The sequence below is a fragment of the Pseudomonas sp. AE27 genome, from assembly GCF_037113495.1.
In the GTDB taxonomy this organism is placed as follows: Bacteria; Pseudomonadota; Gammaproteobacteria; order Pseudomonadales; family Pseudomonadaceae; genus Aquipseudomonas; species Aquipseudomonas palmensis.
Window position 1 is genome coordinate 2,862,186 of the sequence record NZ_CP146966.1, and the last position, 15,605, is coordinate 2,877,790.

Annotated in this window: 14 protein-coding genes; 8 read left to right on the top strand and 6 right to left on the bottom strand. The window is 68.1% G+C overall.

Annotated elements, in window-relative coordinates; translation table 11 throughout:
- Positions 1-6 precede the first annotated feature (6 nt).
- Genes V9K84_RS13080 through V9K84_RS13095 form a run of 4 tightly spaced genes read left to right on the top strand, consistent with a single transcriptional unit; the run spans position 7 to position 3,495 of the window.
- Positions 7-933 (top strand): metal ABC transporter substrate-binding protein, encoded by a 927-nt coding sequence (locus V9K84_RS13080; protein ID WP_043862409.1) that lies wholly within the window; start codon positions 7-9, stop codon positions 931-933.
- The gene (locus V9K84_RS13085) at positions 930-1,691 is read left to right on the top strand and encodes a metal ABC transporter ATP-binding protein (protein WP_088515644.1); all 762 of its coding nucleotides are present in this window, start codon (positions 930-932) and stop codon (positions 1,689-1,691) included. The genes V9K84_RS13080 and V9K84_RS13085 overlap by 4 nt, the downstream gene beginning before the upstream one ends.
- Complete coding sequence (locus V9K84_RS13090; protein ID WP_043862407.1) at positions 1,691-2,590, top strand: metal ABC transporter permease; 900 nt, start codon at positions 1,691-1,693, stop codon at positions 2,588-2,590. Before V9K84_RS13085 ends, V9K84_RS13090 begins: the two co-directional genes overlap by 1 nt.
- Entirely contained in the window at positions 2,587-3,495 is a 909-nt protein-coding gene (locus V9K84_RS13095) for a zinc ABC transporter substrate-binding protein (protein WP_043862406.1), read from the top strand. The genes V9K84_RS13090 and V9K84_RS13095 overlap by 4 nt, the downstream gene beginning before the upstream one ends.
- Positions 3,496-3,570: 75 nt before the next feature.
- Here V9K84_RS13095 and V9K84_RS13100 read toward each other — a convergent pair whose 3' ends face one another.
- Positions 3,571-5,097: an MFS transporter gene (locus V9K84_RS13100; protein ID WP_054915568.1), complete on the bottom strand. Its 1,527-nt coding sequence runs from the start codon at positions 5,095-5,097 to the stop codon at positions 3,571-3,573.
- A gap of 214 nt (positions 5,098-5,311) precedes the next feature.
- Between V9K84_RS13100 and V9K84_RS13105 the strand changes: the two genes are divergently transcribed.
- Positions 5,312-6,184: a LysR family transcriptional regulator gene (locus V9K84_RS13105; RefSeq protein WP_043862404.1), complete on the top strand. Its 873-nt coding sequence runs from the start codon at positions 5,312-5,314 to the stop codon at positions 6,182-6,184.
- Positions 6,185-6,199: 15 nt separating this feature from the next.
- Here the strand turns inward: V9K84_RS13105 and V9K84_RS13110 are convergent, their stop codons facing one another.
- The 4 genes from V9K84_RS13110 to V9K84_RS13125 form a co-directional block, all read right to left on the bottom strand.
- A complete protein-coding gene (locus tag V9K84_RS13110; RefSeq protein ID WP_054915569.1) occupies positions 6,200-7,612 on the bottom strand; it encodes an aspartate aminotransferase family protein in 1,413 nt (470 codons plus the stop codon).
- 125 nt (positions 7,613-7,737) lie between these two features.
- Positions 7,738-8,211: a GNAT family N-acetyltransferase gene (locus V9K84_RS13115; protein ID WP_088515643.1), complete on the bottom strand. Its 474-nt coding sequence runs from the start codon at positions 8,209-8,211 to the stop codon at positions 7,738-7,740.
- A gap of 68 nt (positions 8,212-8,279) precedes the next feature.
- On the bottom strand, positions 8,280-9,611 hold the full coding sequence (locus V9K84_RS13120; protein WP_043862401.1) for an ATP-binding protein: 1,332 nt from the start codon (positions 9,609-9,611) through the stop codon (positions 8,280-8,282).
- Positions 9,608-10,291 carry a response regulator gene (locus V9K84_RS13125; protein ID WP_043862400.1) on the bottom strand — a complete coding sequence of 228 codons (684 nt, stop codon included), beginning with the start codon at positions 10,289-10,291 and terminating at the stop codon, positions 9,608-9,610. Before V9K84_RS13125 ends, V9K84_RS13120 begins: the two co-directional genes overlap by 4 nt.
- Before the next feature lie 175 nt (positions 10,292-10,466).
- Between V9K84_RS13125 and dsbD the strand changes: the two genes are divergently transcribed.
- From dsbD to dsbG, 3 genes are read left to right on the top strand one after another with little or no spacing between them, the layout of a single operon-like run.
- Entirely contained in the window at positions 10,467-12,185 is a 1,719-nt protein-coding gene (gene dsbD, locus V9K84_RS13130) for a protein-disulfide reductase DsbD (protein WP_338794406.1), read from the top strand.
- Positions 12,185-13,030: a TlpA disulfide reductase family protein gene (locus tag V9K84_RS13135; protein WP_043862398.1), complete on the top strand. Its 846-nt coding sequence runs from the start codon at positions 12,185-12,187 to the stop codon at positions 13,028-13,030. Before dsbD ends, V9K84_RS13135 begins: the two co-directional genes overlap by 1 nt.
- Positions 13,027-13,782, top strand: coding sequence for a thiol:disulfide interchange protein DsbG (dsbG, locus tag V9K84_RS13140; RefSeq protein WP_058542021.1), 756 nt, complete (start codon positions 13,027-13,029; stop codon positions 13,780-13,782). The genes V9K84_RS13135 and dsbG overlap by 4 nt, the downstream gene beginning before the upstream one ends.
- A 411-nt stretch (positions 13,783-14,193) precedes the next feature.
- Here the strand turns inward: dsbG and V9K84_RS13145 are convergent, their stop codons facing one another.
- Complete coding sequence (locus V9K84_RS13145; RefSeq protein ID WP_229590412.1) at positions 14,194-15,567, bottom strand: sodium:proton antiporter; 1,374 nt, start codon at positions 15,565-15,567, stop codon at positions 14,194-14,196.
- Positions 15,568-15,605: the final 38 nt, after the last annotated feature.

Consider the following 15,605-nt stretch of genomic DNA (forward strand, 5'->3'; position numbering starts at 1 on the left):
CTGCCCATGTCTATTTCATCGTTTCTGGTCAACCGCCGACGCATCCTGGCCGGCGTGCTCGCCCTGTGCCTGGCGCCCCTGGCGCACGCCGAAGAGGCCAAGCGCCTGCGTATCGGCATCACCCTGCACCCCTACTACAGCTACGTGGCCAACATCGTCGGCGACAAGGCCGAGGTGGTACCGCTGATTCCGGCAGGCTTCAACCCGCACGCCTACGAGCCACGCGCCGAGGACATCAAGCGCATCGGCACGCTGGACGTGGTGGTACTCAACGGCGTGGGGCATGACGATTTTGCCGACCGCATGATCGAGGCCAGCGAAAAGCCTGGCGTGGCCACCATCGAGGCCAACGCCAACGTGCCGCTGCTGGCGGCCACCGGCATCGCCGCACGCGGCGCGGGCAAGGTGGTCAACCCGCACACCTTCCTGTCGATCAGCGCCTCGATCGCCCAGGTCAACAACATCGCCCGCGAGCTGGGCAAGCTCGACCCGGCCAACGCCAAGGCCTACACCGCCAATGCCCGCGCCTATGGCAAGCGCCTGCGCCAGCTGCGTGCCGAGGCCCTGGCCAAGCTCACCAGCGCGCCCAATGCCGACCTGCGCGTGGCCACCGTGCACGCGGCCTACGACTACCTGCTGCGTGAATTCGGCCTGGAAGTCACCGCCGTGGTCGAGCCCGCCCATGGCATCGAACCGAGCCCCAGCCAGCTGAAGAAGACCATCAACCAGCTGCGCGACCTGGACGTGAAGGTGATCTTCTCGGAGCTCGACTTCCCGTCCACCTATGTGGACACCATCCAGCGTGAGTCCGGCGTGCGCCTGTACCCGCTGTCGCACATCTCTTACGGCGACTACAGCGCCGAAAAATACGAAAAGGAGATGACCAGCAACCTCGATACCGTGGTGCGCGCGATCCAGGAGGCCGGGGCATGAGCGCCATCGAGCCGATCACCCTTGCCAGCCAGGGCCCCGGCGTGGAGTTCGACGTCGTTGGCCTGACCCTGGGCCGCACCACCATCCTCGACCAGGTGAGTTTCAAGGTGCGCCCTGGCAGCGTGCATGCGCTGGTGGGGCCCAACGGCGGCGGCAAGAGTTCGCTGATCAAGACCCTGCTCGGCCAGATGCCCCACCACGGCCGCCTGAACCTGCACTGGGCCGGCGCCCCCGGTTGCATCGGCTACGTGCCGCAGGCCCTGGAATTCGACCGTGGCCTGCCGATGACCGTGGACGACTTCATGGCCGCCATGTGCCAGCGCCGCCCGGCGTTCCTGGGGCTGTCGCGCCACTACGCGGCGAGCATCGACCAGGCGCTGGAGCGCGTGGGCATGCAGGACAAGCGCAAGCGGCGCATGGGCGCCCTCTCCGGCGGCGAGCGTCAGCGCGTGCTGCTGGCCCAGGGGCTGATTCCGGCGCCGCAACTGCTGGTGCTGGACGAACCGATGTCGGCGCTGGATGAAGCCGGCATCCGCATCTTCGAACAACTGCTGCTGGACTGGCGCGCCAGCGGCACCACCGTGCTGTGGATCGAACACGACCTGGAGGCGGTGAAACGCCTGGCCGACCACGTCACCGGCCTCAACCGGCGCATCCTTTTCGACGCGCCGCCCGAGCAGGCCCTGCGCCCGGAGGCGCTGCTGCAACTGTTTTCCACCCACCCGCGCAGCGCTGCGGTGACCGGGAGCCACGCCTGATGAACTATGAAGAATTTCGCCTGATGATCCAGGGCCTGGCGTCCTCGGGCTACCTGCCCGAAGCCCTGGCCTATGGCTTCGTGGTCAACGCGCTGCTCGCCGGCCTGCTGATCGGGCCGGTGCTGGGCGGGCTGGGCACGCTGGTGGTGGTCAAGCGCTTTGCGTTCTTCTCCGAGGCGGTGGGCCACGCGGCCCTGACCGGGGTGGCCATCGGCATCCTGCTCGGCGAACCCTATACCGGCCCCTACGGCAGCCTGTTCGGCTACTGCCTGCTGTTCGGCGTGCTGCTCAACTACCTGCGCAACCGCACCGGGCTGGCCCCGGACACCCTGATCGGGGTGTTCCTGTCGGTGTCGCTGGCGCTGGGCGCAAGCCTGCTGCTGATACTGGCGGGCAAGATCAACGTGCACATCCTGGAGAACGTGCTGTTCGGCTCGGTGCTGACGGTCAACGGCAACGACCTGCTGGTGCTGGCCATCGTCGGCGCGCTGGTGCTGGGCCTGAGCCTGCCGCTGTACAACCGCATCATGCTGGCCAGCTTCAACCCGCAGCTGGCGGCAGTGCGCGGGGTGGCAGTGAAGACCCTGGACTACCTGTTCGTGGTGCTGGTGACGCTGATCACCGTGGCCGCGGTGAAGGTCATCGGCGCGATCCTGGTGGGCGCACTGCTGGTGATCCCGGCCGCTGCCGCCCGCCTGCTGAGCCAGTCGCTCAAGGGGTTTTTCTGGACCTCGGTGGTGATCGCCACCCTCAGCACCCTGAGCGGCATCCTGCTGCCGATCGTGTTCGACCTGCCGTTGCCTTCGGGCGCCGCGATCATCCTGGTCGCCGGCATGGCCTTCGCCCTGGCCGCCATCGCCCGTGGCACCCTGCCCAGCCTGAAAGGAAACATCGGATGAAGCCGACATTTCGCCAACTGACCCTGGTACTGGCCCTGAGCGGCGCCTTCAGTGTTGCCGCACAGGCCGCCGAAGCCGCGCGCCCGGTGCAGGTACTGGCGTCCCTGCCCATCACCTACGGCCTTGGCCAATTGCTGCTCGACGGCAGCGAGGTGAAGCTGCAACGCGCCGCCGCGGCCAACCTGCCCGGCTCGCGCCAGACCGCCTACTTCAGCGGGCGTGGGGCGCCGGCCCTGCAGAAGCTGGCCGTGAACGCCGATGCGGTGATCGGTCTGCGCTCGGTATGGGCGGACGACCCGCTGTACCCGATGGCGCGGCGCAGCAATATCCGCATCGTCGAAGTGGATGCCGCACGCCCGGTGGATGGCAGCCTGCCCGGCATTGCGGTGCAGCCGGGGGCGCCAAAGGACGGCCTGAACAGCCAGCCGTGGCTGTCGAGCAACAACCTGGGGCGCATGGCCGACGTGACCGCCGCCGACCTGGTGCGCCTGGCGCCGGCCGCCAAGCCGAAAATCGAGGCCAACCTGGCCACGCTCAAGCAGCAGTTGCTCAAGCTCAGTGCCGACAGCGAAGCGCGCCTGGGCGAAGTCGACAACCTCAGCGTGGTAAGCCTGTCGGAGCGCTTCGGTTACCTGATCGGCGGGCTGAACCTGGAGCAGGTGGCCTACAGCGTACCCGCCGAAGACCAGTGGACCCCCGAGGCACTGCAACAGCTGACCGCCCTGCTCAAGGACAACGACGTGGCGCTGGTGCTCGACCACCGCCAACCGAGCGAGGCGGTAGCTGCGGCAGTCGCCAAGGCCGGCAGCCGCCTGCTGGTGCTGGAGGGCGGCGGCGAAAATCCGGTGAGCGAACTGCAGGGCAGTATCGATGAAGTGATCAAGGCACTCGCCGCGAAGGCCTGAAGGCCGGTAAAAACAAAGCCCCAGTGCGCAACGCCTGGGGCTTTTCAGTTGCGCCGAACGCCCGCGTGCGCGCGATCAGCGCGCCGGCAGCGGTTGCGGCACCGGCAGCGGCCTGCCAAGCAGCACACCGACCACCACGGCGAACACCAGCGCCGCCACCCCGGCGCTTTGCAGCACCGTCTCGAAGCCGCCGATGAAGGCGTGCTGTGCCAGCGGCGCGAGGGTTTCGCGCAGTGCCGGGTCGACCATAGCCAGCGCTGCCGGCAGGTCACCGGCGGCAACCCGGGTGGCCATGTCGCCGACCTTGTCCAGTTGCCCAGGCGCCACCCCTGCCACCGCCTCGCGCAGCAACTGCCCGCTGCGCGCCGCCAGGATGCCGCCCAGAATGCCGATGGCCAGCACGATGGCACCAAAGCGCGTGGTAGTGCTCAGGCCCGAGGCCATGCCGGTGCGCTCGCGCGGCACGCAGGCCATGATGTTCTTCTGCGTGTCACCGTTGAGCAGCCCGGCCCCGGCGCCCAGCACGATGCTGGCCAGGGCGAAGCTCAGGTAGCCGCCATAGCTGGCCGCCGCGCCGCACAGCAGGTTGCCCGCGCCCACCAGCAGCAGGCCCAGGGCGAACACCTGGGCGCTGCTCAGCCGCGCCGACAGGCGCATGCCCAGGCGCGGGGTCAGCAGCATCGCCAGGGCAAACGGCAGCATGCCCGCGCCGGCAGCCAAGGCCGACAGTTGCAGGCCGTTCTGCAGGTACAGCGGCAGCAGGGTCATCATCACCTGGGCACAGGCGGCGTAGGCGAACATGCCCAGCAATGCACCGATGAAGCGTGCGCTGCGCATCAGTTGCAGGTCGATCATCGGCCGCGCCTGGTTGCGCTCCACCAGAATGAACAGGCCGAACAGGAACGCTGCGATCACCAGGCGCCCAAGGGTCTGGGCACTGCCCCAGCCGACCTGGTTGGCATCGATCAGCGCCCAGATCAGGTAGCCCAGGCTGCCGGCGAAGGTCAGGCTGCCAAACGGGTCCAGCCGCGCGGCGGCGCTGTCGCGGGACTCCTCGACACTGCGCCGCACCATCACCGCCAGCACCGCCACCAGCGGCAGGTTGATGTAGAAGATCCAGCGCCAGCCCAGGGTGCTGGCGATCAGCCCGCCCAGCAGCGGCGCGAAGGTGATGGTCGCGCCCATGCACGCGCCCCAGAACGCCCAGGCCCGCATGCGCGCCTCGGGCTCGTGGAAGCGGTGGCCGATGGCAGCCAGTGCCGAGGTCAGCAGCAACGCCGCGCCCACGCCCTTGGCGGCCCGTGCGATGTCGAGGAACACCAGGGTGGGCGCCGCGCCGCAGGCCAGCGAGGCGAGGCCGAACAGGCCCAGGCCCAGTTGCAGCATGCGCCGGCGCCCGAAGCGGTCGGCCAGGCTGCCGGCGGGCAGCAGCAGTGCGGCGAAGGCCAGCAGGTAGGCGCTGACCACCCATTCGATGTCGGCGAACGAGCCGGACAGGTCGCGGGCGATGCTCGGCAGGCTGACGGCGACGATATTGGTGTCGAGAATGATCAGGGCGCACACGGCCGAAGCCGTGAACAGGGTGAAACGGGCGGAGGACATTGCAAGGCTCCCGTGCAAGGCGATCTGGGGCCGGTGTCGCGGTGCCCGAGCAGGCTGCCGCGACAGGGCCGGTGTAGCCACCGGATGCTCATCGGCGCAGCGGCTTTGCCGCCACGTCACGCATCTTGTAGTGTTACTACACATTACCGCCGCAACGGCCTGGCCTTGTTAGCCAGGATCGCCTGCGTCATTAGCCTGCAGCTAACGAGACCCCATGGAAATCCGCCATTTCCGCTATTTTCTCAGCGTCGCCCGCCTCGGCCACTTCACCCGCGCCGCCGAGCAACTGGGCATCGCCCCGCCGACCCTGAGCCGGCAGATCCAGGACATGGAAAGGCAGCTGGGTGTGCGCCTGTTCGAGCGCAGCCAGCGCGAGGTGTGCCTGACCGCCGCCGGCGAGGCGCTGCTGCCCGAGGCCGAACAGGCGGTGCGCCAGTTCGATGCCGCGCAGCTGGGCGCACAACGGGCCGGGCGCGGTGACGTGGGGCGTATCGAGTTGGGGTATGTGGCCTCGGCGGCCTTTTCGGGGCTGCTCCAGCAGCAGGTGACGCGCTTCAGCCAGTCGCACCCGGGGGTGGTGCTGAACATCCGCGAGCAACCCATGGCCGAGTCCCCCGCGCTGGTGCGTGACGGTGTGCTGGATATCGCCTACGTGCGCACGCCGATGGACCTGCCCGACGAACTGGTCGCGATGGACCTGCACGAAGAAGGCTTTGTCCTGGCCCTGCCGGCCAGCTCGCGGTTGAACGAGCTGCCGCAGATCATGGCCGCACGCCTGGCCACCGAAACCTTCATCTTGCCCGAGCAGATCTCCGGCACCCTGGCCGTCGCCGCCCAAGGCGGTTTCGTGCCGCGCCTGGGGCCGCAGCCGGGTAGCCTGGTGGCGGTCATCACCCTGGTCTCACTGGGCCAGGGCGTGGCGCTGGTGCCCGAGTCGGTGCTGCAACACATCACCCTGCCGCAGGTCAGCTACCGGCGCATCGCCGACAGCCAACCCACCTCGTGCCTCACCGTGCTGCATCGGCGTTTCGAGAAGGCGCCCGCGGTGATGCGCTACATCGAGGCCCTGCGCAGCGGCCAGGGCTGATCGCACCCGCGCGCCTTACAGACGCTGCAGGGCCGCCGGCAAGGCGCGGGCGAAGCGCTCGGCCACGTCGTCCACCTGCGCGGCGGTAATGATCAGCGGCGGCAGAAAGCGCACCACGCAACCGTTGCGCCCACCCAGTTCGATGATCAGCCCGCGCTTGAGGCATTCGTTCTGGATCAGCGAGGCCAGCTTGCCGAACCCCGGCGCATGCCCCAGCGCATCGGCGGCCCCTTGCGGGTCCACCACCTCGACGCCGAGCATCAGCCCGCGACCGCGAATGTCGCCCAGGTGCGGGAAGTCGCGCTGCAGCACCGCCAGGTGCTCGCACAGCCGTGCGCCCATGGCCTCGGCGTGGGCAGCCACGTCGTGTTCCTTGAGATAACGCATCACCGCCGAGCCTGCAGCCATGGCCATCTGGTTGCCACGGAAGGTACCGGCGTGGGCGCCCGGCAGCCAGGTGTCGAGCCAGTCGCGGTACACCACCACTGCCAGCGGCAGGCTGCCGCCGATGGCCTTGGACAGCACCACCACGTCCGGCACGATGCCGGCGTGCTCGAAGGCGAACATCCTGCCGGTGCGGGCAAAGCCGCTCTGGATCTCGTCGACGATCAGCGCCACGCCCGCCTGCTCGGTGATGCGCCGCACGCCGCGCAGCCAGTCGAGGTCGGCCGGGATCATGCCGCCCTCGCCCTGCACCACCTCGACGATCACCGCCGCCGGCAACTGCACGCCGCCTTCGGGGTCGCTCAGCAGGTTTTCCAGGTAGCGCAGGTTGACCTGCACGCCCTGCTCGCCGCCCAGCCCGAACGGGCAGCGGTAGTCGTAGGGGTATGGCAGGAACTGAACGCCGTTGCCCAGCAGCGCGCCCATCGGTTTCTTCGGCCCCAGGCTGCCCATCAGGCTCAGCGCGCCCAGGCTCATGCCGTGGTAGCCGCCCTGGAACGACAGCACCGTGCTGCGCCCGGTGGCAGTGCGTACCAGCTTGAGCGCGGCCTCCACCGCATCGGTGCCGGTCGGCCCACAGAACTGGATCCGGGCCTGGGCGCTGAAGGCCGGTGGCAGCAGGCCGAAAAGGTCCTGCACGAACTGGTCCTTGACCGGCGTGGTCAGGTCCAGGGTATGCAGCGGCAGGCCGTCGGCCAGCACCTGCTGGATCGCCTCGATCACCACCGGGTGGTTGTGGCCCAGGGCCAGGGTGCCGGCGCCGGCCAGGCAGTCGATGAACTGGCGGCCCTCGACGTCTTCGACGTAAAGCCCCTGGGCACGCTTGAGCGCCAGCGGAATGCGCCGCGGGTAACTGCGTGCATTGGACTCCTGCTGCTTCTGTCGCGTCAGCAGTGGCGAATCTTCGAAGTGATAAAGCGTTTCGCCAGGCTCGTCGGCTGAAGAAGCCGGCTGTGCCTGGGCAAGGCAGGTAGCGACTGACATCGGAAGTAACCCTCGCAAGCAAGCGGATGGTCCCGCCACGCGCCGATGGCCAGCGTTGTGTCGGGATGTGTACTCGCTTGAAAGACGCACCAACGCCCTGCGGATTTAGCGCGCGGGGCGGTCTTCTAGAAGGTTTTGTGCATCAGTTGCAGGTGCAGGCCATGAAATCCCAGCGCATCACCGCTGGGCGAATAACCCAGGCGTGCGAAAAAATCCTGGGCCGAGGCGGTGCTGTACAGCGATGCATGGGTACAGCCCCAGCGGCGCAAGGCGTGCTCCAGGTCCAGCACCAGTGCCCGACCGATGCCACGCCCGGTGTGGTCGCGCTGCACGAAGCACTGGCAGATCTCGCCGCTGCGCAAGGCCAGCGCGGTAGCCACCGGGCGACCCTGCCAGCGCCCCAGGTTCAGGTACAGGGCCGGGTCGCCCAGCCAGTCGGTGATCTGCGCACGCTGCTTGCTGCGCGACCAGGCGTCGATCACCTGCAGGTCGCCGTGATGGTCCTGGTCGGCTGCGGTGGCGATGCTCTGCTGCATCAGCCGCTCGATCAGGGCGGCCTCGGCCGGCCGGCCCCTGGCAATGCGAATCCGTTCGTCCATGAGTGCTCCCTGGTGCTGTGCGGTCCACACCTTACGGGGGCGACCGGCGCCTGACGAGGCCGGCGGGGTTACATTTGATGTGCACGCAACGGCATCTGCAGCAACACGCGCAAGCCGTCGGCGTGGCTGTCGAACGTCAGCGAGCAGGCGCAGCGCTGCACGATCGCCTGCACGATCGCCAGGCCCAGGCCACAGCCTTCGCTATGGCCATTGCGCCAGAAACGCTGGGTCACATGCTGCAGGTTCTGTGCATCGATGCCCGGCCCATGGTCGCGTACCAGAAAGCCCACGGTGTTCGCCTCGACCTGAACATGCAGCTCCACCGGCGCATCGGCGGCGCTGTGGCGCAGGGCGTTGTCCAGCAGGTTGCGCAAGGCCGCCACCGCCAGCGCCGCGGGCATGTCGGGAAACACCTGGGCCGCCGGCGCCGCAGCCTGCAGCACGATGCGCCGGTTGTCGCCCAGGCCCGCATCCTGGATGGCCTGGCGGGCGATCTGCTCGGCGCTGTACTGCACGCCATCATCGAACGACAGGCTGCCCTCCACCCGCGCCAGCAACAGCAGCTGCTCCAGGGTACGGTGCAGGCGATCGGCGCCCTGCTCGGCATGCTCCAGGGCCTGCTCGCGCACCTTGCCATCGGTCATGCGGGCCACTTGCAGGTGGGTCTTGATCGCCGTCAGCGGGCTGCGCAGCTCATGCGCGGCATCGCCGGTCAGGCGCCGTTCGCGCTCGATGGTCTGGCCGATGCGCTGGAACAGCTGGTTCTGGGTTTCGAGCAACGGCTGCAATTCGCTGGGCAGGGCACGCACCTGCAACGGCTCCAGCGAGTCGGGGCTGCGCCTGCGCAGCGCGTCGCGCATGCGGTTGAGCGGCGCCAGGCCCTTGCCCACCCCCAGCCACAGCAGCCCGAGGCTGCCCAGCAACGCCACCAGCACAGGGGCCGAGGCCGCCAGCAGGATCGAGCGGTTCAGCGCCTCGCGCTCCAGGTGCCGGTCGGCAGTGGTGATGCGCACGTCGCCGCGTGCATAGGTGAAGCTGCGCCACAGTGCGCCATCGATCATCTGGTCGTGAAAGCCGCTGCGCTGGTCGTCGAGGGTCTGGTCGGCATGGTTGTGGCTGCGCGCCAGGATCTCGCCGCGCAGCGAGCTGACCTGGCAGGCCATGCCATCGGGGATGCTGAACTGGTCGGTGCTCAGGCGCGTGCCCTCACCCTTGCTGGTCAGCGGCTGCGGCAACTGGTCGATCAGCCCGGCGACCATGCGCGCCGACGCCACCAGGCGCTGGTCGAGGGAGAACATCATCTGCTGACGCAGGTCGCACAGCATCCACGTCGCGGCCAGGGCCCAGATCAGGATGAAGGCAGTGCCCAGAATCAGGCTCAGGCGCAGGCGCAGGCTCATCGTTGCAACGCCTGCGGCACCTGGGCCGGCCCCAGGCGATAACCCAGGCCGCGCACGGTCTCGACGATGCCGTTGCCCAGCTTGCGGCGCAGGTGATGGATGTGCACGTTCAGGGCATTGCTTTCGACCTCGTCGCCAAAGCCGTAGACGCTGTCCTTGAGCTGCTCGCTGGACAGCACCCGGCCGCGGTTCTGCAGCAGGGCCTGGAGCAGCGCCTGTTCGCGGCGCGACAGGTCCACCGGCTGACCGGCCAGGTGCGCTTCGCAGCTGGAGGGGTCGAAGCTCAGCGGGCCGTGTTCGATGACGTTGACACAGCGCCCGGCCACGCGGCGCAGCAGGGTGTGCAGGCGCGCGGCCAGCTCGCGCAGATCGAAGGGTTTGAGCAGGTAGTCGTCGGCGCCGGCCTGCAGCCCGTCGACCCGGTCGGTGACCGCATCGCGCGCGGTCAGGATCAGCACCGGCAGGCTGTGGCCCTGCTGGCGCAGGCGTTGCAGCAGCTTGAGGCCGTCTTCGTCGGGCAGCCCCAGGTCCAGCACCATCACGTCGAAATGCGCGGCCTGCAGCATCGCCCGCGCCGCACTGGCGCTGGCCACGCGGTCGACGGTCAGGCCCTGGGCACTCAGGCCGGCAATGATGCCGCTGGCGATCAGGTCATCGTCTTCACAGAGCAGTACGTGCATGGGGCGGGCTCGGTCGTTGGCAGAAAGGCCCAGTGGGCCACAGGCGGATTAACCGGGGATTATGCCGCGCCCAGGCGCACACGTCGCCTGCGAGGCGACGGCTGCCCATCGGTTAACCCTGGGTTAATCCATGCCGGTCAGTCTTGCGGGCTTATCGCACTGCCAAGGCGTCGACATGCGCGTATTTCTTCTAGCCCTGCTGTGGCTGTTCAGTTCGCTGAGCCAGGCCCAGCCCTTCAACAACCCTTTTGCCCAGAGCGAATTCCTGCCCGTGGAAAAGGCCTTCGTGTTCAGCAGCGAGCGCCTGCCCTCGGGGCAGATGCGCCTGCACTGGCAGATCAGCGACGGCTACTACCTGTACCAGAAGCGTCTGAAGTTCGATGGCCTGGCCCCCGAGGCGGTACCACCACTGCCGCCGGCCCTGCCCCACAGCGACGAGTACTTCGGCGAAACCCAGGTGTACCGCGGCGAACTCGAGCTGCTGATACCGGCCAATGCCACCGGCCAGTTGCGCATGGGCTGGCAGGGCTGTGCCGACGCGGGGCTGTGCTACCCGCCCCAAACCAGCCCGGTCGACCTGGGCGGGCAGGCCGCAGGCGCCGAACAGGCCAGCGACCAGGCCCTGGCCGGCAGCCTCGGCGAACACCCGCTGGCCTGGAGCCTGCTGGCCTTCTTCGGCCTGGGACTGCTGCTGGCCTTTACCCCCTGTTCGTTGCCGATGCTGCCGATCCTGGCCGGGCTGGTGATGGGCAACGGCGCCAGCACCCGCCGCGGGCTGGTGCTGGCAGGCGCCTACGTGCTGAGCATGGCGCTGGTGTATGCCGCCCTGGGCGTGGTCGCCGCACTGCTTGGCGCCAGCCTGCAGGCATGGCTGCAGCAGCCTTGGCTGCTGGGCAGCCTGGCCGCGCTGTTCGTGCTGCTGGCCCTGCCGATGTTCGGCGCCTTCGAGCTGCAGCTGCCCACCTTCGTACGCGACCGTCTGGAGCGCGCAGGCCGCAACACCCGAGGCGGCAATCTGTATGGCGCGGTACTGCTGGGGGCCTTGTCGGGCCTGCTGATGGGGCCGTGCATGACCGCCCCGCTGGCCGGCGCGCTGCTGTACATCGCGCAGAGCGGCAATGCCGTGCATGGCGCGCTGGTGCTGTTCAGCCTGGGGCTGGGCATGGGCCTGCCGCTGTTGCTGCTGGTGACCGTGGGCAACCGCTACCTGCCACGTCCGGGGGCCTGGATGAACCGGGTCAAGGCGGTGTTCGGCTTCGTGTTCCTGGGCATGGCGCTGTACACCCTGCGCGCGGTGCTCGACCCTGCGCTGTGGCTGGGCCTGTGCGGGGCCTGGCTGATTGCGCTGGCCTGGGGCGCCTGGTCCGCGGTCCACACCCTGCGCGCCCTGCAACCGGCCGTGCTGCTGGCGGGCCTGTGGGGCGTCTTGCTGGTGGTGGGCGCGGCCGGTGGCGCGAGCAACCTGCTGCAGCCCCTGCAACCCTATGCCGGTGGCACCGGCAATGCCGTGGCTGCGCCCCACGCCGACGCCTTCACCACGGTGCGCACCCCGGCCGAGCTGCAGGCGCAGCTGGAAGCCGCCAAGGCCCAGGGGCAGTGGGTGTTCCTGGATTACTACGCCGACTGGTGCGTGTCGTGCAAGGTCATGGAAAAACAGGTGTTCGCCCGCCCCGACGTGCTCGCCGCGCTGGAAGGCGTGCGCCTGGTACGCCTGGACGTGACCGCCGATGCCCCGGCCAGCCAGCAGCTGCTGCAGCGCTACCAGGTGCCCGGCCCGCCGAGCATGCTGTGGATCGGTCCCGAGGGCGACGAGCGCCGGGCCAGGCGCATCACCGGTGAAGTCAACGCCGCCACCTTCCTGCAACACTGGACCGCCACCCGGAGCCAAGGCTGATGCTGACCGTTAACCTGGGCCCCCTGACCATCGCCCTCGACCACCTGCTGCTGCTCTGCGCCCTGGGCCTGGCCACGCTGGTGGGCTGGCGGGTGGCCAGGCGCGGCGGCGACAACCCCGAGGCCGCACTATTTCGCCTGTTCCTGCTCGGCCTGCTGTGCGCCCGGCTGGGGTTCGTGGCGCGCTACTGGTCGATGTATGCCGAGGACCCGGTGCAGATCATCGACATCCGCGATGGCGGCTTTTTGCCCTGGGCCGGCCTGGTGGCGGTACTGCTGGGGGCGGCCTGGTACGCCTGGCGCCAGGCGAGCCTGCGCCGGCCACTGGGCTGGGGCCTGTTCAGCGGCGCGCTGTTCTGGCTGCTGGCCAGCTGGGCCAGCCACCTCTACGAACAGGGCACGCAACTGCCGGACCTGGCCCTGCGCGATGCCCAGGGCCATTCGGTGGCGCTGCACAGCCACCGCGGCCGGCCGTTGGTGATCAACCTGTGGGCCACCTGGTGCCCGCCGTGCCGGCGCGAGATGCCGGTGCTGCAACAGGCCCAGCATGATTATCCGGACGTGACCTTCCTGTTCGTCAACCAGGGCGAAACCCCGCAGATCGTCACCAACTTCCTGGCCACCACCGGCCTGAACCTGTCCCATGTACTGTTCGATACCGGTGGCCAGCTGGCCCAGCAGGTCGGCTCCATGGCGCTGCCCACCACCCTGTTCTACGACGCCGAGGGGCGCCTGGTGGGCAGCCACCTGGGGGAGCTGTCCCGTGCCAGCCTGCGCCATGCCCTCGAATCCTTCGACCGCGATACCGCGCTCGCTCCCACCGTTCCAGCAAGGACGACACCATGAAAGTTTCCGCCATTACCCTCGCCCTGGGCATGTTCGCCACCCAACTGGCCGTCGCCGAAGAATTGCCCAAGGCCGTGCAGCAGATCGAGGCCAAGGGCGCCAAGGTCACCGGCAGCTTCGATGCGCCCAATGGCCTTAAAGGTTATGCCGCGCAGTTCCAGAACCGTGGCGTGGCCCTGTACCTGACCCCGGACGGCAAGCACGTGCTGGTTGGCAGCCTGTTCGACGAACAGGGCCAGGACCTGAGCGAGGCGCCGCTGGAGAAGCTGGTGTATGGACCCATGGCCAAGCAGGTGTGGGCCAAGCTCGACAAGACCGCGTGGATTGCCGATGGCAAGGCCGATGCACCGCGGGTGGTGTACCTGTTCAGCGACCCCAACTGCCCGTACTGCAACATGTTCTGGCAGCAGGCACGGCCGTGGGTGGACTCGGGCAAGGTGCAATTGCGCCACATCATGGTCGGCATCATCCGCGCCGACAGCCCGGCCAAGTCGGCCGCGTTGCTGGCCAGCGCCGACCCGCAGAAGGCCTTGCAGGCCCATGAAAGCGCGGGCAAGGCCAGCACCCTCAAGCCGCTGGCGAAGATTCCGGCGCAGGTGCAGGCCAAGCTGGATGCGAACCTGGCGCTGATGGAGGAGCTGGGATTGTCGGCTACGCCGGCGATCTTCTACCTGGATGACAAGGGGCAGTTGCAGACCCAGCAGGGTGCGCCGCGGCCAGAGATGTTGGGGAAGATACTGGGCAAGCGTTGAGGTTGTTGGGACGACAAAAATCTGAAGCCGGGCACCAGGGCTGACAATGCAAATCCTGCAGGCCATGGCCTGCAGGATCGGTGTTGTCAGCCTTGTTTGTTCGGCCGAAGATCGCAGTGGGGCCACCATGGGCCAGTCGACACCTTTGCAGCGCCCTCAGGATCGAGCGCCGCCCGCGCGGCGCTTCGCCGGCAAGGCCGGCTCCTACATTTGCTGCAACGCGCCATGGCCTGCAGGATCGGTGTTGTCAGCCTTGTTTGTTCGGCCGAAGATCGCAGTGGGGCCATCATGGGCCAGTCGACACCCTTGCAGCGCCCTCAGGATCGAGCGCCGCCCGCGCGGCGCTTCGCCAGCAAGGCCGGCTCCTACAACGGTTGCAACGCACCATGGCCTTTGGGGGTTGGGGTGGCGCTACAGCATCACCAGCGTCAACACCACCAGCAACGGCAACAGCACCGCACACGACCACGCCATGTACCCGAAGAAGCTCGGCATCTTCACCCCGCGCTGCTCAGCTATCGCCTTGACCATGAAGTTCGGCGCGTTGCCAATGTAGGTCATCGCCCCCATGAACACCGAACCCATGGAGATCGCCAGCAAGGTCTGCGGCATGCGCTCCATCAACACCTGCGCATCCCCAGCCGCCATGTTGAAGAACAACAAATAGGTCGGCGCATTGTCCAGGAAGCTCGACAAGGTCCCGCTCAACCAGAAGTACATGCTGTCGATCGGCTCGCCCTGCGCACCACTCACGCTCGCCACCAACCACGCCAACTGGCCGTCACTGCCGGCCCGCAATATCGCAATCACCGGGGCAATGGTGAGAAAGATGCCCGCGAACAACTTGGCCACCTCGACGATCGGCCCCCAGTCGAACTCGTTGGCAACCCGCAGGCCGCGCGGGGTGAACCACAACGACAGCAAGGCCAGTACCACCAGCAGGCCGTCACGCAACAGGTTCTGCACCTCGACCCGAGTGCCCATCAGCTCGACGCCAATCCCCGGTTTCCAGAGGCCCGACATCAATACCGCCAGCACCACGCCCGCCAACAGCAGGAAGTTGCGCTTGCCCAGCAGGCGTAACGGCGCATCCGGCGTCGGGTCTTCGGCCAGCATCTCGTTTTCGCGGCGATAGTAGTAGCGGTCGATCAGGTAGAACACGCCCAGCAACGGCACCGCCAGCAGCACCACCGGCAAGGCCATGTGCTGCAGGGTCCAGGCAAAGCTCACACCCTTGAGAAAACCCAGGAACAACGGCGGGTCGCCCAACGGGGTCAGGCCGCCGCCGACGTTGGCCACCAGAAAGATGAAGAACACCACCACGTGCGCGGTGTGCTTGCGGTTGTCGTTGGCACGCAGCAGCGGGCGGATCAGCAGCATCGCCGCCCCCGTGGTGCCCATCACCGAGGCCAGCACCGCCCCCAGCGCCAGCAACCGCGTGTTGAGCCACGGCGAGCCATGCAGGTTGCCCTCCACCACGATCCCGCCCGAAATGGTGAACAGCGCAAACAGCAGGATGATGAACGGCAGGTACTCAGCCAGCAGTACGTGCACGCCCAGCCCCAGGCTGGCGTGCCAGCCGAAGGCAAAGCAGAACGGCAGCGCGAACAGCAGCGTCCAGCCCAGGGTGATCTTGCCGAAATGGTGATGCCACAGCGGTGCGGCCACGATGGGCAGCAAGGCGATGCTCAGCAGGATGCCGGCAAACGGCACGCCCCACAGCAGGCCCATGCGCGCACCATCGACCTCGGCGGCGCTGGCGATGCCCGGCAGGCACAGCAACAAGAGGGCCGCCAGTAGCGACAGACAGGAACAACCACGAA